This window comes from Paracoccus sp. pheM1 (assembly GCF_018499825.1).
Lineage (GTDB): Bacteria > Pseudomonadota > Alphaproteobacteria > Rhodobacterales > Rhodobacteraceae > Paracoccus > Paracoccus versutus.
On record NZ_JAGXCX010000002.1, the window covers coordinates 1,530,946 to 1,553,041 of the forward strand.

Annotated in this window: 19 protein-coding genes; 12 read left to right on the forward strand and 7 right to left on the reverse strand. The window is 68.7% G+C overall.

Going from position 1 to position 22,096, the window contains the following annotated elements:
• The first annotated feature begins 2 nt into the window (after window positions 1-2).
• From glgB to KF941_RS21635, 6 genes are read left to right on the forward strand one after another with little or no spacing between them, the layout of a single operon-like run.
• Entirely contained in the window at window positions 3-2,204 is a 2,202-nt protein-coding gene (gene glgB / locus KF941_RS21610) for a 1,4-alpha-glucan branching protein GlgB (protein ID WP_214274471.1), read from the forward strand.
• A gap of 43 nt (window positions 2,205-2,247) precedes the next feature.
• Window positions 2,248-3,510 carry a glucose-1-phosphate adenylyltransferase gene (gene glgC / locus KF941_RS21615; RefSeq protein WP_072462239.1) on the forward strand — a complete coding sequence of 421 codons (1,263 nt, stop codon included), beginning with the start codon at window positions 2,248-2,250 and terminating at the stop codon, window positions 3,508-3,510.
• Complete coding sequence (gene glgA, locus KF941_RS21620; RefSeq protein WP_214274472.1) at window positions 3,507-4,910, forward strand: glycogen synthase GlgA; 1,404 nt, start codon at window positions 3,507-3,509, stop codon at window positions 4,908-4,910. The genes glgC and glgA overlap by 4 nt, the downstream gene beginning before the upstream one ends.
• Window positions 4,910-7,003, forward strand: a complete 2,094-nt coding sequence (gene glgX, locus KF941_RS21625) for a glycogen debranching protein GlgX (protein WP_214274473.1) — start codon at window positions 4,910-4,912, stop codon at window positions 7,001-7,003. The genes glgA and glgX overlap by 1 nt, the downstream gene beginning before the upstream one ends.
• Window positions 6,996-8,831, forward strand: a complete 1,836-nt coding sequence (locus tag KF941_RS21630) for a 4-alpha-glucanotransferase (RefSeq protein ID WP_214274474.1) — start codon at window positions 6,996-6,998, stop codon at window positions 8,829-8,831. Before glgX ends, KF941_RS21630 begins: the two co-directional genes overlap by 8 nt.
• Window positions 8,832-8,841: 10 nt before the next feature.
• On the forward strand, window positions 8,842-10,473 hold the full coding sequence (locus tag KF941_RS21635; RefSeq protein ID WP_214274475.1) for an alpha-D-glucose phosphate-specific phosphoglucomutase: 1,632 nt from the start codon (window positions 8,842-8,844) through the stop codon (window positions 10,471-10,473).
• Between the two features lie 21 nt (window positions 10,474-10,494).
• Here KF941_RS21635 and KF941_RS21640 read toward each other — a convergent pair whose 3' ends face one another.
• The 5 genes from KF941_RS21640 to KF941_RS21660 form a co-directional block, all read right to left on the reverse strand.
• Window positions 10,495-10,833 carry a carboxymuconolactone decarboxylase family protein gene (locus KF941_RS21640; RefSeq protein WP_036753378.1) on the reverse strand — a complete coding sequence of 113 codons (339 nt, stop codon included), beginning with the start codon at window positions 10,831-10,833 and terminating at the stop codon, window positions 10,495-10,497.
• Between the two features lie 99 nt (window positions 10,834-10,932).
• Window positions 10,933-12,078: an alpha-D-ribose 1-methylphosphonate 5-triphosphate diphosphatase gene (locus KF941_RS21645; RefSeq protein ID WP_214274476.1), complete on the reverse strand. Its 1,146-nt coding sequence runs from the start codon at window positions 12,076-12,078 to the stop codon at window positions 10,933-10,935.
• 181 nt (window positions 12,079-12,259) lie between these two features.
• Window positions 12,260-12,940: an NAD-dependent deacylase gene (locus KF941_RS21650; protein ID WP_214274477.1), complete on the reverse strand. Its 681-nt coding sequence runs from the start codon at window positions 12,938-12,940 to the stop codon at window positions 12,260-12,262.
• 7 nt (window positions 12,941-12,947) lie between these two features.
• On the reverse strand, window positions 12,948-13,253 hold the full coding sequence (locus KF941_RS21655) for a hypothetical protein (RefSeq protein WP_214274478.1): 306 nt from the start codon (window positions 13,251-13,253) through the stop codon (window positions 12,948-12,950).
• 167 nt (window positions 13,254-13,420) lie between these two features.
• Entirely contained in the window at window positions 13,421-13,606 is a 186-nt protein-coding gene (locus tag KF941_RS21660) for a heavy-metal-associated domain-containing protein (protein WP_036753366.1), read from the reverse strand.
• A gap of 104 nt (window positions 13,607-13,710) precedes the next feature.
• Here KF941_RS21660 and KF941_RS21665 point away from each other — a divergent pair, with 104 nt between their 5' ends.
• From KF941_RS21665 to KF941_RS21685, 5 genes are all read left to right on the forward strand, one after another.
• A complete protein-coding gene (locus KF941_RS21665; protein WP_116220673.1) occupies window positions 13,711-14,616 on the forward strand; it encodes a DMT family transporter in 906 nt (301 codons plus the stop codon).
• Window positions 14,617-14,657: 41 nt separating this feature from the next.
• Window positions 14,658-16,457 carry a translation elongation factor 4 gene (gene lepA, locus KF941_RS21670; protein WP_036753359.1) on the forward strand — a complete coding sequence of 600 codons (1,800 nt, stop codon included), beginning with the start codon at window positions 14,658-14,660 and terminating at the stop codon, window positions 16,455-16,457.
• Window positions 16,458-16,508: 51 nt separating this feature from the next.
• A complete protein-coding gene (locus KF941_RS21675) occupies window positions 16,509-17,012 on the forward strand; it encodes a hypothetical protein (protein ID WP_214274479.1) in 504 nt (167 codons plus the stop codon).
• A complete protein-coding gene (locus KF941_RS21680) occupies window positions 17,013-17,447 on the forward strand; it encodes a hypothetical protein (protein WP_214274480.1) in 435 nt (144 codons plus the stop codon).
• 130 nt (window positions 17,448-17,577) lie between these two features.
• Window positions 17,578-19,011 (forward strand): NAD-dependent succinate-semialdehyde dehydrogenase, encoded by a 1,434-nt coding sequence (locus KF941_RS21685; protein ID WP_214274481.1) that lies wholly within the window; start codon window positions 17,578-17,580, stop codon window positions 19,009-19,011.
• Here KF941_RS21685 and KF941_RS21690 read toward each other — a convergent pair.
• Complete coding sequence (locus tag KF941_RS21690) at window positions 19,008-19,586, reverse strand: cupin domain-containing protein (RefSeq protein ID WP_036753347.1); 579 nt, start codon at window positions 19,584-19,586, stop codon at window positions 19,008-19,010. The genes KF941_RS21685 and KF941_RS21690 overlap by 4 nt on opposite strands.
• A 143-nt stretch (window positions 19,587-19,729) precedes the next feature.
• Here KF941_RS21690 and gabT point away from each other — a divergent pair, with 143 nt between their 5' ends.
• Complete coding sequence (gabT, locus tag KF941_RS21695; RefSeq protein WP_116220676.1) at window positions 19,730-21,010, forward strand: 4-aminobutyrate--2-oxoglutarate transaminase; 1,281 nt, start codon at window positions 19,730-19,732, stop codon at window positions 21,008-21,010.
• A 177-nt stretch (window positions 21,011-21,187) separates the two neighbouring features.
• Here gabT and KF941_RS21700 read toward each other — a convergent pair whose 3' ends face one another.
• Window positions 21,188-22,096 (reverse strand): LysR family transcriptional regulator, encoded by a 909-nt coding sequence (locus KF941_RS21700; RefSeq protein WP_214274482.1) that lies wholly within the window; start codon window positions 22,094-22,096, stop codon window positions 21,188-21,190.

Sequence of the window (22,096 nt, forward strand, 5' to 3'; positions counted from 1 at the left end):
CCATGGCGCAGATCGACCCGGATGATATCGCCGACCCCGCGGTGCTGAGCCGCATCGCCGAGGGACGCTTCGACGATCCCTTCGCCGTTCTTGGCCCGCATCCGCGGGGCGGCACGCGCCATGTCACCGCCTTCGATCCCGGCGCGCAGGAGATGGCGGCCATGGCGGGCGGCAAGGCGCATCCGCTGGACCCGGTCGAGGGCTATCCCGGCCTGTTCCATGGCATGGTGCCGGGCGCGGAACCCTATCTCTTGCGCGGGCGGCGCGACGGCGAGGAATGGCTGGTCGAGGACGCCTATCGCTTCGGCCCGGTCTTGGGCGAGCTTGACGAACACCTGCTGGGCGAGGGGCGGCACCATGGGCTGTGGCAGGCGCTCGGGGCGCATGTGATCGAACACCAGGGCACGGCCGGCACGCATTTCGCGGTCTGGGCGCCCAATGCCCGCCGCGTCTCGCTGATCGGGGATTTCAACGCCTGGGACGGGCGGCGCCATGTCATGCGCCGCCGCGGCGCGACCGGCGTTTGGGAGATCTTCATGCCCGGCCTGGGCGATGGCACCGCCTATAAATACGAGATCCTCGGCGCCTATGGCGGGTTGGCGCAAAAGGCCGATCCGGTCGGCTTCGGCGCCCAGCACCCGCCGGCCACGGCCTCGGTCGTGCGCGACATTGCGGGCTATGGCTGGTCGGACCATGGCTGGATGGGCACGCGGGCCGAGGCGCAGCGCATCGACCGCCCGATCTCGATCTACGAGGTGCATCTGGGCAGCTGGCGCAGGAAGGACGGCGGCCGCCCGATCTCATACCGCGAGGCGGCGGTCGAGCTGGTCGATTACGCCAAGGACATGGGCTTTACCCATATCGAGCTGCTGCCGATCAGCGAATATCCCTTTGACGGCTCCTGGGGCTACCAGCCGGTCGGGCTGTTCGCGCCGACGATCCGCTTCGGCCCGCCGCACGAGTTCCGCGACCTGGTGAACGCCGCGCACAAGGCCGGGCTGGGGGTGATCCTCGACTGGGTGCCCGGCCATTTCCCCACCGACCCGCACGGGCTGGTGCAGTTCGACGGCACCGCGCTTTACGAACATGCCGACCCGCGCGAGGGCTTCCACCAGGACTGGAACACGCTGATCTACAATTACGGCCGGGCCGAGGTGATGAATTACCTGACCGCCAATGCCTTGTATTGGCTCAGGGAATATCACCTGGACGGGCTGCGGGTGGATGCGGTGGCCTCGATGCTCTACCGCGACTATTCCCGCGCCGAGGGCCAATGGGTGCCCAACAAGGACGGCGGGCGCGAGAATTACGAAGCCATTGCCATGCTGCAGGCGATGAACCGCCTGACCTATGGCGAGGAACCGGGGATCATGACCGTGGCCGAGGAATCGACCAGCTATCCCAGGGTCTCGCGCCCGGTGCATGAAGGCGGGCTGGGCTTCGGCTTCAAGTGGAACATGGGCTGGATGAACGACACGCTGGATTACATCAAGCGCGAGCCGATCCATCGCAAGCACCATCACCACCAGATGACCTTCGGCCTGCATTACGCCTTCAGCGAGAATTTCATCCTGCCGATCAGCCATGACGAGGTGGTCCACGGCAAGGGCTCGATGCTGGCCAAGATGCCTGGCAGCGAATGGGAGAAATTCGCCAACCTGCGCGCCTATTACGGCTTCATGTGGGGCCATCCGGGCAAGAAGCTGCTGTTCATGGGCCAGGAATTCGCCCAAGGGTCGGAATGGAACCACGATGCCGAGATCGACTGGGCCTGCATCGGCAACCCGCTGCATTACGGCATGCAATTGCTGGTGCGCGACCTGAACGCGATCTATCGCGCGACGCCCGCGCTTTACGCGCATGATTGCGACGGCGCGGGCTTCCAGTGGATCGAGGCCGATGATGCCGCCCATTCCATCTATGCCTGGGTGCGGCGCGGGGGTCCGGGCGATGCCGAGGTGGTGGTGGTCTGCAACTTCACCCCGGTCGAGCGCAGCGGCTGGCGCATGGGCTTTCCGCAGCCGGGCCTGTGGCGCGAGGTGCTGAACAGCGATGCCGAGGTCTATGGCGGCGCCGGGCGCGGCAACCTGGGCCGCGTCACCGCCCTGCCGGGCGAAAGCCACGGCCAGCCCGCCCATGCGGACCTGGTGCTGCCGCCGCTTTCGACGCTGATCTTCATCAAGGACGACAGGACGACATCATAGCAACCACACCCGCGCGCCGGGCAAAAAGGGGGAGGGCAGAGAGATGGCACCGCGTGAGGAAAGGCTTTCCAGAAGATCCATGGCCTTCATTCTGGCCGGCGGCCGCGGCTCGCGCCTGCGCGAGCTGACCGACAAGCGCGTGAAGCCGGCGGTCTATTTCGGCGGCAAGTCGCGGATCATCGACTTCGCGCTGTCGAATGCGCTGAACTCGGGCATCCGCAAGATGGCGCTGGCCACGCAATACAAGGCCCACAGCCTGATCCGCCACGTCCAGCGCGGCTGGAACTTCTTTCGCGCCGAGCGCAACGAGTTCCTGGACATTCTGCCCGCCTCGCAGCGTTACGACGAATCGATGTGGTATCGCGGCACGGCCGATGCGGTGGCGCAGAACATCGACATCATCGACAGCTACGGCGTCGACTACGTGCTGATCCTGGCCGGCGATCATATCTACAAGATGGATTACGAGCTGATGATCCGCCATCATGTCGAGGCGGGCGCGGACGTGACCATCGGCTGCCTGACCGTGCCGCGGGCCGAGGCATCGGCCTTTGGCGTCATGGCGGTGGACGGCAACGATGTCATCACCAGCTTCCTGGAAAAGCCCGCCGATCCGCCGGGAACGCCGGACGACCCCGAGGTGACGCTGGCCTCGATGGGGATCTATGTCTTTCGCTGGGACTTCCTGCGCGACCTGCTGATCCGCGACATGCAGGACGACAATTCCAGCCATGATTTCGGCAACGACCTGATCCCCCAGATCGTCAGGGACGGCAAGGCGCAGGCGCATCGCTTTGCCGACAGCTGCGTGCGCTCGGACGGCGAGCCGGTCTATTGGCGCGACGTGGGCACGGTCGATGCCTTCTGGCGGGCGAATATCGACCTGACCGACTTCAACCCGGACCTGAACCTGTGGGACCGCGACTGGCCGATCTGGACCTATTCCGAACTGGTGCCGCCGGCCAAGTTCATCCATGACGAGCCCGACCGCCGCGGCAGCGCCGTCAGTTCGCTGATCTCGGGCGGCTGCATCATCTCGGGCAGCGAGATCCGCGAGTCGCTGCTGTTCACCCAGGTCCACACCAATTCCTATTCCAGCCTGGAGCGCGCGGTGGTGTTGCCCTATGCCAATGTCGCCCGACACGCGCGTTTGACCAATGTGGTCATTGACCGCGCCGTTCGAATCCCCGAAGGGCTGGTCGTCGGCGAAGACCCGGAAGAGGACGCGAAATGGTTCCGCGTCTCGGAAGGGGGTGTCACGCTGATCACGCAGGACATGCTGGATCGAAGGGAAGCGTCTTTATGACAAGGGTTCTGTCCGTCGCCTCGGAATGCGTGCCGCTGGTCAAGACCGGCGGCCTTGCCGACGTGGCGGGCGCGCTGCCGGCGGCGCTGGCCGGGCAGGGGGTCGGGATGCGGGTGCTGCTGCCCGGCTATCCGGCGGTGCTGGGGGCCGCGGCCAAGGCCCCGGTGGTGCGCGAGATCCTGGAGCTGTTCGGCGGCCCGGCCCGCATCCGGCGCGGCGCGCTGGGAAAGGCGGTGCTCTACATCCTGGACGCGCCGCATCTTTTCGACCGGCAGGGCGGCATCTACCTGGGCCCGGACGGCCGCGACTGGCCCGACAATCCGCAGCGTTTCGCCGCGCTGTGCAAGGCCGCCGCCCTGATCGCCGCCGAGGGGGTCGAGGGCTGGCGGCCGCAGGTGCTGCACCTGCACGACTGGCAGGCGGGGCTGACCCCGGTCTATCTGCGCCAGGCGGGCGTGCGGGACGTGCGGACGCTGCTGACCATCCACAACATCGCCTTCCAGGGCCTTGCGCCGGCGCATATGCTGTCGGCGCTGCAACTGCCGGCGCATCTCTTCAATCCGCGCGGCTTCGAATATTGGGGCCGGATCTCGGCGCTGAAGGCGGGGATCGTCTTTGCCGACAAGGTCTCGACCGTCAGCCCCACCTATGCCGAGGAGCTGATGACCCCCGAATACGGCATGGGGATGGAGGGGGTGCTGGCCGACCGCGCCGCCGACTTCACCGGCATCCTGAACGGCATCGACCTGGACGCCTGGAAGCCGCCCTATGCCACGCCCGAGGGCAAGGCGCCCCACCGCGCCGCGCTGCGCGACGAGTTCGGCCTGCCGGATGCGGATGGGCCGCTTTGCGTCGTCGTCTCGCGCCTGACCGGGCAGAAGGGGCTGGACCTGCTGATCGAGGCGCTGCCCACGCTGCTCGACAACGGCGGCCAGCTGGCGGTGCTGGGCTCGGGCGACCCTGGGCTCGAGGCCGCCTTTTCCCAGGCTGCCGCCCGCCATCCCGGCGTGGCCTTGCGGCTGGGCTATGACGAGCCGCTGTCGCGCCGCATGATCGCCGGCGGCGACGCCATCCTGGTGCCCTCGCGCTTCGAGCCCTGCGGGCTGACCCAGCTTTACGGGCTGCGCTTCGGCACCCTGCCGCTGGTGGCGCTGACCGGCGGGCTGGCCGATACCGTCATCAACGCTTCGGCCGCCGGGCTGGCCGCGGGGGTGGCGACCGGGGTGCAGTTCCACCCGGTCGATGCCCAGGCGCTGTCCCGCGCGCTGTCCCGGCTTTGCGCGCTCTGGCGCCAGCCGGCGGTCTGGAGCCGCATGATGGAAAACGCCATGGCGCATCCGGTGGGCTGGGACGCCTCGGCCCGCGCCTATGCCCAGCTGTTCGGGGCGATGGCCGCCTGATGACCCTGCTGCGCATCCTCGAGGGCCGGGCGGAACCGCTGGGCGCGACCTTCGACGGCGAGGGGGTGAACTTCGCCGTGTTTTCCGAACATGCGCGGCGGGTGACGCTGTGCCTGTTTTCCCCCGACGGCCGGACCGAGACGCACCGGCTGGACCTGCCCGAACGCGACGGCGACGTCTGGCACGGCTATGTCCCCGGCCTGCGCCCCGGCCAGCTTTACGGGCTGCGCGCCGACGGCCCCTATGCGCCCGCCGAGGGGCACCGCTTCAACTATCACAAGCTGCTTCTCGATCCCTATGCCAAGCGGCTGACCCGGCACCCGGTCTGGCACGACGCGCTGATGGGCTATACCGTCGGCGCGCCCGAATCCGACCTGAGCTTTGACCGCCGCGACAGCGCCCGCTTCATGCCGCGCTGCGTGGTCGAGGATCCTTCCTTCGCCTGGGGTGCCGACCAGCCGCCGCGCCGCGACATCGCCGAGACGGTGATCTACGAGGCCCATGTCAAGGGCCTCACCGAAGCGCACCCCGATGTCCCGTATCGCGGCAGCTTCCTGGGCCTCGCCTCGGACCCGGTGCTGGAGCATCTGCAATCCTTGGGCATCACCGCGCTGGAGCTGCTGCCGGCGCAGGCCTTCCTCAACGACCGCTTCCTGCTGGAAAAGGGGCTGGTGAACTATTGGGGCTACCAGACGCTCGGCTTCTTCGCCCCCGATCCGCGCTACCTGGCCAAGGATCAGATCGCCGAGTTCCAGCACATGGTCGCCCGCATGCATGCCGCCGGCATCGAGGTCATCATGGACGTGGTCTACAACCACACCGGCGAGGGCAACGAGCTTGGCCCGACGCTGAGCTTCCGCGGCCTCGACAACCGCAGCTATTACCGGCTGCAGGAGGATCCGCGCTATTACATCAACGACACCGGCACCGGCAACACGCTGAACGTGAACCACCCGATGGTGCTGCGCATGGTCATGGACTCCTTGCGCTATTGGGTCGAGGTCATGCATGTGGACGGATTCCGCTTCGACCTCTGCGCGACGCTGGGGCGGCGGGCGCGCGGCGGCTTCGACCGCAGCGCCTCGTTCTTCGACGCGATCCGGCAGGATCCTGTGCTGACGCGGGTCAAGCTGATCGCCGAACCCTGGGACATCGGCCCCGGCGGCTATCAGCTGGGCGGCTTCCCGCCGCCCTTCCTGGAATGGAACGACAAGTATCGCGACGGCATCCGCCGCTTCTGGCGCGGCGACGCCCGGCAGGTGCCCGAGCTTGCCGACCGCATGGCGGGTTCCGCCCGGCAGTTCGACCATTCCGGCCGGCCCGCCACGGCCTCGGTGAACTTCCTGACCGCGCATGACGGCTTCACGCTGATGGACGTGGTCAGCTATTGCGAAAAACACAACGCCGCCAATGGCGAGGAGAACCGCGACGGCCATTCCGAGAATTTCTCGGACAACATGGGCACCGAGGGGCCCAGCGACGATCCCGCGATCCTCGATGCCCGCGCGCGGCGGCGCCGCAACCTGCTGGCGACGCTGCTTTTGTCGCAGGGCACGCCCATGCTGCTGGCCGGGGACGAGCTGGGCAATTCGCAGGCCGGCAACAACAACGCCTATTGCCAGGACAACGAGATCGGCTGGGTGCAATGGGACGGCGCCGACCCGGCCTTCCTGGACTTCACCCGCAAGCTCATCGCCTTTCGCCGCGCCCATCCGATCCTGCGGCAGAAACGCTTCCTGCATTCGCGCCCGCGCCTGACCGACGGGCTGCCCGACCTGTTCTGGCTGCGCCCGGACGGGGCCGAGATGACGCCGGCCGACTGGGGCAACCCCCAGCTGCGCGTGCTTTGCGCCGAGCTGCGCATGGCCGCCGGCACCCCCGAATATGCGCAGCGCGAAGAGGCGCTGTTCCTGGTCTTCAACAACGGCGACCCGCTGGAGGTGGTGCTGCCCGAACGCCCCGCGGGCTGGCGCTGGCGGCTGCACCTGGACACCAGCCGCCCCGACCTGGCCCCGCATGTGGTCGAGGCCGAGCGGCTGGCGGTGGATGGCCAATCCGTCCTGGCCTTCGATCTGGAGCGCGAGGATGACTGACCCGCGCCTGGCCCTGGCGGAGCGGATGGGGGTGCTGCCGGGTTTTCACGACCTTGCCGGGCACTGGCGCGCGACCTCGGTCGAGACGGCGGTGGCGCTGCTTGCCGCCATGGGCCTGGCCGTGCCCACCGCGGCCGAGGCGCAGGCGGCGCTGGACGACCATGCCGACCGCCTGCCGCAGGACGTGATCTGCGCCGCCGGCTCGCGCCCGGACCTGTCCCTCGGCGAATGGCAGCTGACCTTCGAGAATGGCGCCGAGGCCGAGGGCAACGGCCCCTTGCCCGAGCTGCCGCTGGGCATCCATCGCCTGCGGGCCGAGGGGCGCGAGCTGACGCTGCTCGCCGCGCCGCCGCGCCTGCCCGAGCCGGCGCGCTGCTGGGGGCTGGTCGCGCCGCTTTACGGCATCTCGGAAACGGGGATCGGCAGCTATGCCGACCTTGCGGCCCTGGCGCAGGGGATGGGCGGGAAGGGGGCGGCGTTTCTGGGCATCAACCCGGTCCATGCCGGCTTCCCGACCGTGCCGCAGCTTTTCAGCCCCTATACCCCCTCGCACCGCCGGCGGCTGAACGTGATCCACCTGTCCGGCGGCGCGGGCACGCCCGGCCCGCGCGTCGATTACGCCCGCGACATTCCGGCCCGCATGGCGGCGCTGCGGGCGGAATACGACGCCTTCCCCGGCGATCCCGGTTTCGACGCCTGGCAGGCGGCCGAGGGCGAGGGCCTGCAACGCTTTGCCCTGCATCAGGCGCTGTCGGCGCGGCTGGGTGCCTTCTGGGGCGATTGGCCGGCGACGCTCGCCTCGCCCGACACGCCCGCTGCCATCGCCGCGCGGGCGGAGCTGGCCGCAGAGATGCGCTTTCACGCCTGGCTGCAATGGCGGGCCGAGCGGGCCTTGGCGGCGGCCGGGCAGGCGGCGCGCGACGGCGGCATGGCGCATGGGCTTTACCTGGACCTCGCCGTCGGCACCCATCCCTTCGGCGCCGAGACATGGGAGGATCGCGCGAGCTTCGCCTTCGGCGCCTCGCTGGGCGCCCCGCCCGACGCCTTTGCGCCCGAGGGGCAGAACTGGTCGCTCGCACCCTTCAGCCCCCTGGGCCTGCGCGCGCGGGCCTATGCGCCGCTGGCGGAAACCCTGCGCCGCCAGCTGCAATTCGCGGACGTGCTGCGCATCGACCACATCCTGGGCTTCGAGCGCGCCTATTGGGTGCCCGACGCTGCCCCCGGCGCCTATGTCGCCATGCCGCGCGACGCCATGCTGGCTGTGGCCCGGATCGAGGCGGCGCGCGCCGGCAATGCGGTCATCGTCGGCGAGGATCTGGGCAATATCCCCGAGGGGCTGCGCGAGGCGCTGGCGGTCTCGGGCATCCTCGGCTGCCGCGTGGCGATGTTCGAGCGCGACGGCTGGCATCCGCCCGCCTTTCGCCCGGCGGAATCCTATGACCGCGGCGCCATCGCCAGCTTCTCGACCCACGACCTGCCGACCTGGCGCGGCTGGCGGCAGGGCGCCGACATAACCGCCCGCGCCCGCATTGCCGGGCAGGAAACCGCCGCCCAGCAGCAGGAACGCGCCGAGGAGGTCGCCGCCTTCGACCGGCTGCTGCCCGATCCCGGCGTCGATGCGCTGCACGATTTCCTGGCCTGCACGCCGTCGCTTCTGGTGGCGGTGCAGGCGGAATTGCTGCTCGATATGGCCGACCAGCCGAACCTGCCCGGCACGGTCGGCGAATATCCGAACTGGCAGCTGCGCCTGCCGGCGGCGGCCGGGGATTTCCCGGCATTGCCCTCGGTCGCGCGGACTGCCAGCATCATGCGCGACCACGAACGCTAAGGAGAGGTCCATGACCGTTCACACCGTCCCGACCCAGCCCATCGCGGGCCAGAAGCCCGGCACCTCGGGCCTGCGCAAGAAGACCCCGGTCTTCATCGAGCCGCATTACCTGGAAAACTTCGTCCAGGCGATCTGGAACGGCACCGGCGGCGCCGCGGGCAAGACCTATGTGCTGGGCGGCGACGGGCGCTATTTCGGCGACCGCGCCGCGCAGGTCATCCTGCGCATGGCGGCGGCCAGCGGGGCGAAGAAGGTGATCGTCGGCCAGAACGCGCTGCTGTCCACCCCCGCCGCCTCGCACCTGATCCGGCTGCGCGGCGCGGACGGCGGCATCATCATGTCCGCCAGCCACAACCCCGGCGGCCCGACCGAGGATTTCGGCGTCAAGTACAACACCGCCAACGGCGGCCCCGCGCCCGAGCCCGTGACCGAGGCGATCTTCGAGGCGACCAAGGCGCTGACGGAATACCGCATCCTCGACGCGCAGGACGTGGACCTGTCCCGGCCCGGCACCACCACCCTGGGCGGCATGGAGGTCGAGGTCGTCGATCCCGTCGCCGACTACCAGGCGCTGATGGCGCAGATCTTCGATTTCGCCAAGATCCGCGCGCTGTTCGCGGACGGCTTTCGCATCCGCTTCGATGCCATGCATGCCGTGACCGGCCCCTATGCCAGGGCGATCCTGGAAGGGGCGCTGGGGGCGCCCGCGGGCTCGGTGGTGAATGCTGTCCCGAGCCCCGATTTCGGCGGCGGCCACCCGGACCCGAACCCGATCTGGGCCAAGGATCTGATGCAGGCGATGTTCGGCGAGGGCGCGCCGGATTTCGGCGCCGCCTCGGATGGCGACGGCGACCGCAACATGATCGTCGGGCGGGGCTGCTACGTCACGCCCTCGGACAGCCTCGCGGTGCTGGCGGCCAATGCCACGCTGGTCCCGGCCTATGCCGGCGGGCTGAAGGGGGTGGCGCGGTCGATGCCGACCTCGCGCGCGCTGGACCGGGTGGCCGAGAGCCTTGGGATCGCCTGCTACGAGACGCCCACCGGCTGGAAGTTCTTCGGCAACCTGCTCGATGCCGGCCGTGCCACGCTCTGCGGCGAGGAAAGCGCCGGCACCGGCTCGGACCATGTGCGGGAAAAGGACGGGCTCTGGGCGGTGCTGTTCTGGCTGAACCTGCTGGCCGAGCGCCGGCAGTCCGTGGCCGAGATCATGGCCGACCATTGGGCCCGATACGGCCGCAACTATTACTCGCGCCACGATTACGAGGCGGTGGATGCGGCGGCCGCGGCCGAGCTGATGGCGGCCCTGCGCGACCGGCTGGCCGAATTGCCGGGCCGGAGCGCCGCCGGGCTGCGGATCGAGGCGGCGGACGAGTTCGCCTATGACGACCCGGTGGACGGCTCGCGCAGCGAGGGGCAGGGCCTGCGCATCATGACCGAGGGCGGCGGCCGCATCGTGCTGCGCCTGTCGGGCACCGGGACCGAGGGGGCGACGCTGCGCGTCTACCTGGAGCGGGTCGAGACCGACCCGGCCCGGATGCAGGACGACCCGCAACAGGCGCTGGCCGCGGTCATCGCCGCCGCCGAGGAGATCGCCGGCATCCGCGCCCGCACCGGCCGCGCCGCGCCCGACGTCATCACCTGAGCGCGCCTTGCGGCGGCGGGATCAGCCCGCCGCCAGCTCGTCCCAGCAGGCCAGCGCCCGGCCGGCATACATCAGGCCGGGCCCGCCGCTCATCTGGATCGCCATGGACAGCACGTCGCCCAGTTCCTCGCGGGTGGCGCCGGCCTTCATCAGCGCCTCGACATGGAACAGGATGCAGGGCTCGCAGCGCTGGACGATGGCCATGCCGACGGCGATGAACTCCTTGGTCTTGGCGTCCAGCACGCCGCCGTCATGCACCGTCCTGGTCAGCGCGCCGAAGCCCTTTGTGGTGTCGGGGATGGCCTTGTTCATCACCCGCAATTCGCCGCGCATCTCGTCGATCTTTGCCTTGTAGCTCATGGTTCGCACTCCTTCTGGGCCGGGCATGGCTAGCCCGGTGCCGGCCGGAACGGCTTGATCCAGGTCAAGGAAATTGCGAATTTTCGCAGGTTCGCGGCATCAGACCCGGCGCCCGCGCACCCAGGTCTCGCGCATGACCGGCGTCACCTCGTCCAGCATGGCAAAGCGGATCAGGTCGGCGCGCAGCCCCGGCGCCAGGCGGCCGCGATCGTTCAGCCCGGCCGCTTGCGCCGGATTGGCCGTCACCGTCGCCATGGCGCGCGGCAGGTCGTCCCAGATCCGCGCCAGGATCAGCGCCCCGGCCAGGAGCCCCGAGGGCACGTAATCCGAGGACAGGATGTCCAGGTGCCCGGCCCGCGCCAGCTCCGCCGCCGAGACATTGCCGGAATGGCTGCCGCCGCGGATCAGGTTGGGCGCGCCCATCATCACCATGATGCCGTGGTCGTGGCAGGCGGCCGCCGCCTCGGGCGTGGTCGGGAACTCGGCCAGCCGCACGCCATGGCCGGCCGAAAGCGCGACATGGGCGGCCGTGGTGTCGTCATGGCTGGCCAGCACCGCGCCCAGCCGATGCGCGATCTCGACCGCCGCCGCCTCGTGACGGTCGCCGAAGCGGGCGCGCAGGTCTTGCAGCCGTGCGACATGCTCGGCGAAGGCCGCGTCCGAGAGCTTGTACTTGCCCTGCACGTATTGCGCGAGCTTCGAGATGTCGCGGAACTGGCGCTGGCCGGGGGTGTGGTCCATCAGGCTGATGATGCCGACCCGGTCCTCGGGGCCGAATTCGTCCAGCTCGGCCAGCAGGGTTTGCGAGCAGATCTCGGCGCGCAGGTGCAGGAAATGGCTGATGCGCAAGGCGCCCCGCGCCCGTAGCGCGGCGAGTTCATGCGCCAGCTCGCGGGCATATTTGTCGTAATCCTGGTCCGGCCCCTCGTTCGGGATCGAGCCCACGCGCATGGCGTCGAAGACCGTGGTGATGCCGCAGCCCGCCAGTTCGGCGTCATGGGCGAGGATGGCGCCGGCATGGGGCCAGTCCACGCCGGGGCGGGGGCGGATATGGCGCTCCAGGTTGTCGGTATGCAGCTCGACCATGCCGGGGGCGATGAAGTCGCCCTGCATGTCCAGCGCGCCGGCCGGCACGGCGTTGCCCGGCTGGATCGCGGTGATGGCGCCGGCTTCCAGCACCAGCGCGCCGGGGGTTACGGTCTCGGGCAGGATCAGGCGGGCATTGGCAAGGATGGTGCGGGTCATGGCGGGCCTTGGGGTTGCGGGGCGCAGGCCAGGGGTGGCGGATTGCGCCGCCCTGGTCAAGCGCGGTGCGGGTTGCAGGGGGTGCCTGGGGGCTCTGCCCCCACGCCGGGCCGGCCCCTCGATGGGGCCGGCCCGGCGTTCCCCCGGGGTATTTTCGCAACGGAGAAAAACGCGGGAGGGGTCAGCCGCAGAGTGCATCGACCCATTCCGGCACCACCAGGGTGGCGGGGCCGGTGCGGCGGTCGGAGAAGTCGCGGCTGACGGCCGAGGTCGCCAGGTTCAGCTCGATCGTCTCGGCGCCGTTGCGGCGGGCGTGCTGGGCAAGGCCCGCGGCCGGATAGACCAGGCCCGAGGTGCCGATGGCGGCGAAGAGTTCGGCGCTTTCGACCGCTTGCCAGATCCGCTCCATGTGATAGGGGATCTCGCCGAACCAGACGATGTCGGGCCGGGCCAGGGCCTGGCCGCAGGCCGGGCAGGGATCGGGCGGGCGCATCACCAGCGCCGCCGGCCAGCGGTGCCCGCAGCCGGCGCAGAGCGCGCCGAGCAGGCTGCCGTGCATGTGGATCACCTCGGGCGAGCCGCCGCGTTCGTGCAGGTCGTCCACGTTCTGCGTGACCAGGGTCAGCTCGTGGCGCTGCGCCAGCCGCGCCAGCGCCCGATGCGCCGCATTGGGCCGGGCGCGGGCGGCATCGGCGCGGCGCTGGTTGTAGAAGCGATGCACCAGCGCCGGGTCGCGGCGGAAGCCCTCGGGCGTCGCGACATCCTCGATGCGATGCTCTTCCCACAGCCCGTCGGTGGCGCGGAACGTCCTGATCCCGCTTTCGGCCGAGATGCCGGCCCCCGTCAGCACGGTGATGCGCATCCCCGCCTCAGCGCGTGCAATAGGCCTCGGCCGCGGCGGCGAAACTCTTGTAGCGCGCCCAGAAGGCGTTGTCGGCGTCGCTTTTCGACATCCGCACCTCTTGCGCCGCATCGGCGTCGCGGAAGAAGCGGGCCGCGCGCCGCTGGTCCGAGCGCGACAGCGTCTGGTCGGCGACCTGCTGGATGCAGCGGCAGGCCTGGCCGTTGCGGGCACCGCGTTCCGAACGGACGCAGGCGGAATCGATCGGGCCCGCCACGGCGAGCGGCGTGGCCAGCACCACCGCGGCGGCGGCGATCATCAATCGGTTGAACATCTCTGTCTCCTCGGCTCCTGCCACGGCAGCGGGGCTGGGCACCCTCTTTCGGCCGCGTTCTTGTCCGGCGCAGCTTAGCAGAAGCCGCCCATCGCCTCAATTGCGGCGGGGCGGCGCAGGGGATCCAAGGATGGCGGCTGCGGGCGCGCGCGCCCCAAGATATGCGCTCAGGCCGGTTCCGGCGTATAGCCGGCTTCGCGAATCACCTCGGCCGCGCGGGCGGCATCCAGCCCCTCGACCGTGACGCTGCGGCCGGCGAGGTCGGTCGCGGCCCTGCCGCCCGCCTCGGCCACCGCCTTTTCGATGGCGGCGGTGCAATGGCCGCAGCTCATGTCCTCGACGCGGAATTTCATCGGTGCATCCTTTCGCCTGCCCGGACCTTTCGCCTGCCCGGCAACGCGGCTATGATCGCGCCAAGGCGCCGCGGGCGCAACTCCCCCACATGAGGCTGCGACCGATGGTCACTGAAAACTTCCGTGGCGCGATCCTGATGGTCCTGTCCATGGCGCTGTTCGCCTTCGAGGACATGTTCGTCAAGCTGATGACCATGGGCCTGCCCTATGCGCAGGTTCTGGCCATGGTGGGCGGCATGGGTTTCCTGGCCTTCTGGGCCTCGCTCCTGCGTCGGCGGCGGCGCTTCTGGACGCGCCAGCTGCTGCATCCGCTGCTGCTCTTGCGCAACCTGGGCGAGGTGGTGGGCGCCATCGGCTTTACCGTGGCGCTGGCGCTGAGCGAGCTTTCCTCGACCTCGGCGATCCTGCAGGCGCTGCCGCTTTTCATCGTCCTGGGCGCGGCGCTGTTTCTGGGCGAGCCGGTGGGCTGGCGTCGCTGCAGCGCGATCGCCGTGGGCTTCGCGGGCGTGCTGCTGATCGTGCGGCCGGGATTTGCGGGCTTCCAGCCGGTCTCGCTGATGGCCCTGCTTGCCGTGGTGGCGCTGGTGGTGCGCGACCTGGCGACGCGCCGCATCCCCGACAGCATCCCCTCGGACCAGATCGCCGGCTCGGCCTTTCTGGCGATCATGCTGGGCGGGCTCGCCATGTGGGCCGCCCTGGGCCAGCCGCTTGCGCGGCCCGGTGCCGTGCAGCTGGGCCAGCTGGCGGGCTGCATGGTCGTCGGTGTCGGCGGCTATGCCCTGCTGGTCGCCGCCACCCGCATCGGCGAGGCTTCGGCCATCGCGCCCTATCGCTATTCCCGGCTGGTCTTTGCGCTGATCCTGGCCTTCCTGGTCTTCGACGAACGTCCCGACCTGCCCACGCTTCTGGGCGCCGGGCTGATCGTCGTCTCGGGCTGCTATACCATGTGGCGCGAGGCCGCGCTGCGCCGGCGCCGGCTGCGCGAGGCCGGCTTTGTCACGGCCGCATGAACCCCCTTTCCGCAACGCCAAAGCCCTTGTATAGCCCGGCCATGACCGACCTTGACCTCATCCGCAATTTCTCGATCGTGGCCCATATCGACCACGGCAAATCCACCCTGGCCGACCGCCTGATCCAGTTGACGGGCACGGTCGCCGAACGCGACATGAAGGCCCAGCTGCTCGACAGCATGGATATCGAGCGCGAGCGGGGCATCACCATCAAGGCCAACACCGTGCGCATCGAATACCCGGCGAAGGACGGGCGCACCTATGTGCTGAACCTGATCGACACCCCCGGCCACGTGGACTTCGCCTATGAGGTCAGCCGGTCGATGCGCGCGGTCGAGGGCTCGCTTCTGGTCGTGGACGCGACCCAGGGGGTCGAGGCGCAGACGCTGGCCAATGTCTACCAGGCCATCGACGCCGGGCACGAGATCGTGCCGGTGCTGAACAAGATCGACCTGCCCGCGGCCGAGCCCGACCGCGTCAAGGAACAGATCGAGGACGTGATCGGCATCGACGCCCAGGACGCCATCGAGATCTCGGCCAAGACCGGGCTTGGCATCCCCGACGTGCTGGAGGCCATCGTCACCCGCCTGCCGGCGCCCAAGGGCGACCGCGACGCGCCGCTGAAGGCGATGCTGGTCGATTCGTGGTATGACCCCTATCTGGGCGTCGTGGTGATGATCCGGGTCATGGACGGGGTGATCCGCAAGGGCGACCGCATCCGCATGATGCAGACCAATGCGGTCTACGGCATCGACAAACTGGCGGTGCTGCGCCCGCAGATGCAGGACATCGCCGAGCTGGGGCCGGGCGAGATCGGCGTCTTGACCGCCTCGATCAAGCAGGTGCGCGACACCCGCGTCGGCGACACCATCACGCATGAGCGCAAGGGCACCGACAAGCCGCTGCCGGGCTTCAAGCCGGCGCAGCCGGTGGTCTTCTGCGGCCTCTTCCCGGTCGATGCCAACGACTTCGAGGCGCTGCGCGACGCCATCGAGAAGCTGGCGCTGAACGACGCGAGCTTTTCCTACGAGATGGAGACCTCGGCCGCGCTGGGGTTCGGCTTCCGCTGCGGCTTCCTGGGCCTTCTGCACCTCGAGGTGATCCGCGACCGGCTGGAGCGCGAATACGACCTCGACCTGATCACCACCGCGCCCTCGGTGGTGTTCCGCCTGCACATGCGCGACGGCGAGGTGCGCGAGTTGCACAACCCCGCCGACATGCCCGACCTGACCCATGTCGACCATATCGAAGAGCCGCGCATCAAGGCCACGATCATGGTGCCGGACGAATACCTGGGCGACGTGCTCAAGCTCTGCCAGGACCGCCGCGGCATCCAGATGGACCTGACCTATGCCGGCAACCGGGCGATGGTGGTCTATGACCTGCCGCTGGCCGAGGTGGTGTTCGATTTCTACGACCGGCTGAAATCCGTGACCAAGGGCTATGCCAGCTTCGATTACCAGCTTTCGGAATATCGCGAGGATTATCTGGTCAAGATGTCGATCCTGGTGAATGACGAGCCGGTGGATGCGCTGTCGATCATGGTCCACCGTGACCGCGCCGAAAGCCGCGGCCGGGCGATGGTGGAAAAGCTGAAAGAGCTTATCCCGCGCCACATGTTCAAGATCCCGATCCAGGCCGCCATCGGCAGCCGGGTGATCGCGCGCGAGACGCTGTCGGCGATGCGCAAGGACGTGACGGCGAAATGCTATGGCGGCGACGCGACGCGCAAGAAGAAGCTGCTGGAAAAGCAAAAGGCCGGCAAGAAGAAGATGCGCCAGTTCGGCAAGGTCGAGATCCCGCAGACGGCATTCATCCAGGCGTTGAAGATGGATGGATGACACATTCCCCGGATTGTGGCAGCATGGATTCGCGCCACATCGGGGAATGGTATGCGTGTTGCATTCGTTTTACTGGCGGGTTTTTCCCTGGGCACGGGAGCCTTCGCCCAAGAGGGCGACGATTTCGGCTTCCCGGTCCCGATCAATGTGCAGACCCAGCGGCAGCTGCTGAGCGAAGCCTTTCCGCAGGTCGATAACAGCCTGAAAAAGCTGGACAGCCTGATCAAGTATCGCCGGGATCTGGAGCTCTACCGGGTCACCTATCTCGAGGCGTTCAACGAGTCGATAGACCAGATCTGCCGGGATCTGCTTATTGTCGAGGCCAGGGTGAACGCCGCCGCAGGCAGGGGCGACCTTTCCCCGAACGAGAAAAGCAATTACGACTACCGGATCGCCGAGGAACGTGGGCAATGCTCGGTGTCGAACAAGTCCTCCAGCCGGTATTACAGGCTTTATGACCAGTTCATGGGCATCTATCGGGACGAGGCCGCCAGTTCCAAGGATCGCCTGAACAGTTGCTATGCCAGCGATCCTTGCCGGCTGGGGCAGGAATAGATGGCGTTGAACTGGGGCAACATCGTCGAACGGGCCGAGCTTTCGCTTTTCAATTTCCTTTTGGCGCTTTCGGACCTGCTCCCCGCCATATTCTTCGCGATCGCCTTTCCGCTGGTCCTGCTGCTTTTCATCCGCTTCGATGAAGGGGAAAAGGTTCTCGCCCCATTCGAGCTGACATTCTTTTCCTTTATCGGGCTGCTGGTCGCCTATCTGACCTATCTGAGCAAGGATACCTTGCTGGAAAACCTGCTGCCGTCCTTTGTCGTGATACTGGCATTCTTCTTTCAGCTGTTCGGCCGGACCAAAACCGGGGCAGAGGTGCCCCTGGGAACCAAGATGACGCTGGCGGCGGGGATCGTCACCGTCGGCTCGTTCGTCATCGGCTCGCGATTCTTCAACCTGCTGTTCGGCGGCGGCGGCGGAGGAGGAGGCTAGGGCAGGGCCCCTGCCCATGCGCAATCATGTTGCAAGCTGCTGTTCAGGATATTGAGCAAGCGGATTGAAAACCGCCCGGCCTTGCCCTATGACCGAAGCGGTCGACGGCCGATTCCAGCAGGGGGACAGGATGAGCTATCCGAACACGCAGCTTTTCATCGACGGAACCTGGCGCCCCGCGCGGGACGGGCGCAGCCTGCCGGTGCTGAACCCGGCCACCGGCGCCGAGATCGGCCGCGTCGCCCATGCCGGCCTCGCCGACCTGGACGAGGCGCTGGCCGCCGCCGACCGCGCCTTTGCCGAATGGAAGCGCAGCTCGCCGCTGCAGCGCTCGGACCTGATGCGCAAGGCGGCGGCGCTTTTGCGCGAGCGCGCCGAGGCCATCGCCGCGCTGATGGTGGCCGAGCAGGGCAAGCCCTTGGCCCAGGCGCGGGTCGAGACCATGGCCGGCGCCGAGATCATCGAATGGTTCGCCGAAGAGGCCCGGCGCACCTATGGCCAGGTCATCCCGCCCCGCGTGCCCGGCGTCACCCAGCTGACGATCCGGGAGCCGCTGGGCCCGGTCGCCGCCTTCACGCCGTGGAATTTCCCGATCAACCAGGCGGTTCGCAAGGTCTCGGCTGCGCTGGCGGCGGGCTGCACCATCATCGTCAAGGCGCCCGAGGAAACCCCGGCCTCGCCCGCCGAGCTGATCCGCTGCTTTGCCGATGCCGGGGTGCCCGCGGGGGTGGTGAACCTGGTCTATGGCGACCCGGCCGAGATCTCGGGCTACCTGATCCCGCATCCGGTGATCCGCAAGGTGTCCTTCACCGGCTCGACGGCGGTGGGCAAGCAGCTGGCCTCGATGGCCGGGCTGCACATGAAGCCCGCCACCATGGAGCTGGGCGGGCACGCGCCGGTGCTGGTCTTCGACGATGCCGATGTGGATGCGGCGGTCTCGGCCATGGCGGCCGCGAAGCTGCGCAATGCCGGGCAGGTCTGCATCTCGCCCACCCGCTTCCTGGTGCAGGAAGGCGTGGCGGATCGCTTTACCGAAGGCTTTGCCGCCGCGCTGGCCGCCGCCAAGGTCGGGCCGGGCACGGACCCGGACAGCGCCATGGGACCGCTGGCCAACGCCCGCCGCATCCCCGCCATCGAGCGGCTGATCCGCGATGCGCTGGACCGCGGCGCGCGGCTGGCGACCGGCGGCGCGCGCATCGGCAACGAGGGCTGGTTCTTTGCCCCGACCGTGCTGGCCGACGTGCCCGCGGATGCGGCGGTGATGAACGAGGAACCCTTCGGCCCCATCGCCGTGGTCAACAGGTTCCGCAGCGATGACGAGGCCTTTGCCGAGGCGAACCGGCTGCCCTATGGCTTGGCCAGCTATGCCTGGACGGGCAGTTCGGCCCGCGCGCAGCGGCTACAGGACGAAATCCAGGCCGGGATGCTGACCATCAACCACGTCGGCCTGTCGCTGCCGGAACTGCCCTTTGGCGGCATCGGCGATTCCGGCATGGGCACCGAGGGCGGTTCCGAGGCGATCGGCGCCTATCTGCAAACCCGGCTGGTCACTCGCAAGGGCTAGAGATAGGGCGGCGTGCAGGCGCTGACCACCACCGCCTCGCGATCCGAGACATTGCGGAAGCGATGCGGCTGGTTCGAGGCGAAGAGATAGCTGTCGCCCGCCTTCAGCACCCGGCTCTGGTCGCCCACGGTCAGCTCGATCTCGCCGGCGATGACGATGCCGCCCTCGCTGCCGTGATGGGCCAGCATGGTCTCGCCGGTGTCGGCGCCCGGCTCATAGCGTTCGTGCAGGACCTGCAGGTTGTGCAGCCGCGCGTCGCCGACCTGGCGCAGGGTCATGCGCCCGACCGGCCCCTGCGTCGCCGAGTAAAGCCGCGAGGTCAGGTCGCGCAGCTCGGCCGGGGTAAAGAAGGGCTGCGGGCTTTGCGGCAGGTCCGGTTCGAAGAACTCGGACATGGTGACGCCCAGCCCGCCAAGGATCTTGCGCAGCGAGGCGACCGAGGGGCTGGAGCGCCCGGTCTCGATCATCGAGACCTGGCCATGCGGCACGCCGGAAGCCTCGGCCAGCTGCCGCTGCGACAGGCCCGCGCCGCTGCGCAATTCCTTCAGCCGTGCGCCTACGTCGAAATCGCTCATCCTTGCCCCGATGCCGTTTTGCGCAGGTTATCAGGGCTGGCGACTGCGCACCAGCATTGCGGGCATGCGGGGATTCCAAGAAACCTGTTGCTCAAGATATTGAGCATCGTGTATTGCGATTGCGTCAGCATGGAGGTGTGCACATGGAATCGAGACAGTTGATCGACCGGCGCAAGGCGGCGGTGGCGCGCGGCGTCGGCACGCGGGACATCTATGCCGTCCGGGCCGAGAATGCCGAGCTTTGGACCGCGGACGGCCGGCGGATGCTGGATTTCGCCGCCGGCATCGCGGTGAACAACACCGGCCATCGCCATCCCAGGGTGATCGAGGCGGTCCAGCGCCAGATGCAGGACTTCACCCATACCTGCTTCCATGTCGCGCCCTATGAAACCTATGTCGCCCTGGCCGAGCGGCTGAACGCGCTGACCCCCGGCGATTTCGCGAAAAAGACCATGTTCGCCACCACCGGCGCCGAGGCGGTCGAGAATGCGGTGAAGATGGCGCGGGCCTTTACCGGGCGCTCGGGCGTGATCGCCTTCAACGGCGCCTTCCATGGCCGCACGCTTCTGGGCATGGCGCTGACCGGCAAGGTCGCGCCCTACAAGGCCGGTTTCGGCGCCATGCCGCCCGAGATCCATCACGCGATCTTCCCGAACGCCATGGCGGGCGTGACCACGGCGCAGGCGATTGCGCATCTCGAGACGCTGCTGGCCTCGTCCATCGACCCGCGGCGCGTGGCGGCGATCATCGTCGAGCCGGTGCAGGGCGAGGGCGGCTTCAACGTCGCCCCGCCCGAGTTCCTGGCCGCGCTGCGCCGGATCTGCGACAGCCACGGCATCGTGCTGATCGGCGACGAGATCCAGGCCGGCATGGCCCGCACCGGCCGCATGTTCGGCTTCCAGCATTCCGGCGTCGCGCCCGACCTGGTGACCATGGCCAAGGGGCTCGCCGGGGGCTTTCCGCTGTCGGCGGTGACGGGGCGGGCCGAAATCGTGGACGCGCCGGCGCCCGGCGGGCTGGGCGGGACCTATGCCGGCAACCCGCTGGCTATCGCCGCCGCGCTTGCCGTGCTGGAGGTGGTCGAGGACGAAGACCTTTGCGCCCGCGCCGAGGAAATCGGCCTGGCCATCCGCGCGCGCCTGCAGAAGCTGGCGGGACGCTTCCCGGCCATCGGCGACGTGCGCGGGTTGGGGGCGATGAACGCCTTCGAGCTGGTGCAGGCCGGCGACCGCAGCCAGCCCGACCCGCAGCTGACCGCCGCCATCGTGGCCGAGGCCGAGGCGCGGGGGCTGGTCCTGCTGTCCTGCGGCACGCGCTATAACGTCATCCGCCTGCTGCCGCCGCTGACCATCCCCGACGCGCAGCTGTCCGAGGCGCTGGTGATCCTGGAAGCGGCCATCGAGGCGGCGCTGGTCCCTGCCTGAAAGCGGGCGGCCCCTTAACAGGCTGCCGAAAAAGGATTTTGAGAGGGCGACGCAGCGGAAATCGTTCTGGATCCAGCTAATATTGGCCAGAAAATGGGGTGTTTTCGACAAATTTTAGGCGGATTTCCCGGTTCCCTGCCCACGCTGTCCTGCCGCAAGGACTTTTTCAGCAGCCCCTTAACCCATGCCGTCCCGCGCCATGCGGGCGGCGATCCAGTCGCGAAAGGCCGCCAGCGGCTTCAGCCCGACCTTGCGCGCGGGCCAGGCCAGCCAATAGGCGCCGCTGCCCGGCACCCCCTGCCGCAGCACCGGCGCCAGCCGGCCCTCGGCGATCTCGACCTGGGCCAGGTAGTCGGGCAGCAGCGCGATCCCCAGCCCCGAGATCGCCGCCTGGATCATCATCGAGAACTGGTCCATCATCATGCCCTCCAGCGGCGCCGGCGGCTCGGCCCCCTGGCCCCGGAACCAGGCCTGCCAGGCATCGGGGCGGGTCGGCAATTGCAGCAGCACCATCCCGGCCAGGTCGGCGGGCGCCGTCACCGGCCGCCGCGCCAGCAGATCGGGCGCGGCGCAGGCGGTCAGCCTTTCGTCGAACAGCTTCAGGTGCTCGGCCCCCGGCCAGTCGTCCCGGCCGTAGAAGATCATCGCGTCGAACGGCTCTTCGTCGAAGCTGAAGCGGCGAAAGCGCGTCGTCAGGTTGATCGACACGCCCGGATGCGCCGACAGGAAATCCGGCAGCCGTGGCGCCAGCCAGCGCGTGGCAAAGGTCGGCAGCACGGCCAGGTCCAGGCTGCCGCCGTCGGGATTGGCGATCAGCGACATGCTGGCGCGCTGGACCAGGTCCAGCGCCGCGGAAATGTCGCGGAAATACCGCTCGGCCGCTTCGGTCGGGGTCAGGCGCTTCTTGTGGCGGATGAACAGCTCCTGCCCCAATTGCGCCTCAAGGCTTTGCAGCAGCCGGCTGACCGTGCTTTGCGTCAGTCCCAGGTCCTGCGCCGCGCCCGTGACCGAGCCGGTGCGCATCACCGCGTCGAAGGCCAGCAGCAGGCTGAGGTTCGGAAGAAAGCGCCTTTGCCGCAAGAACAT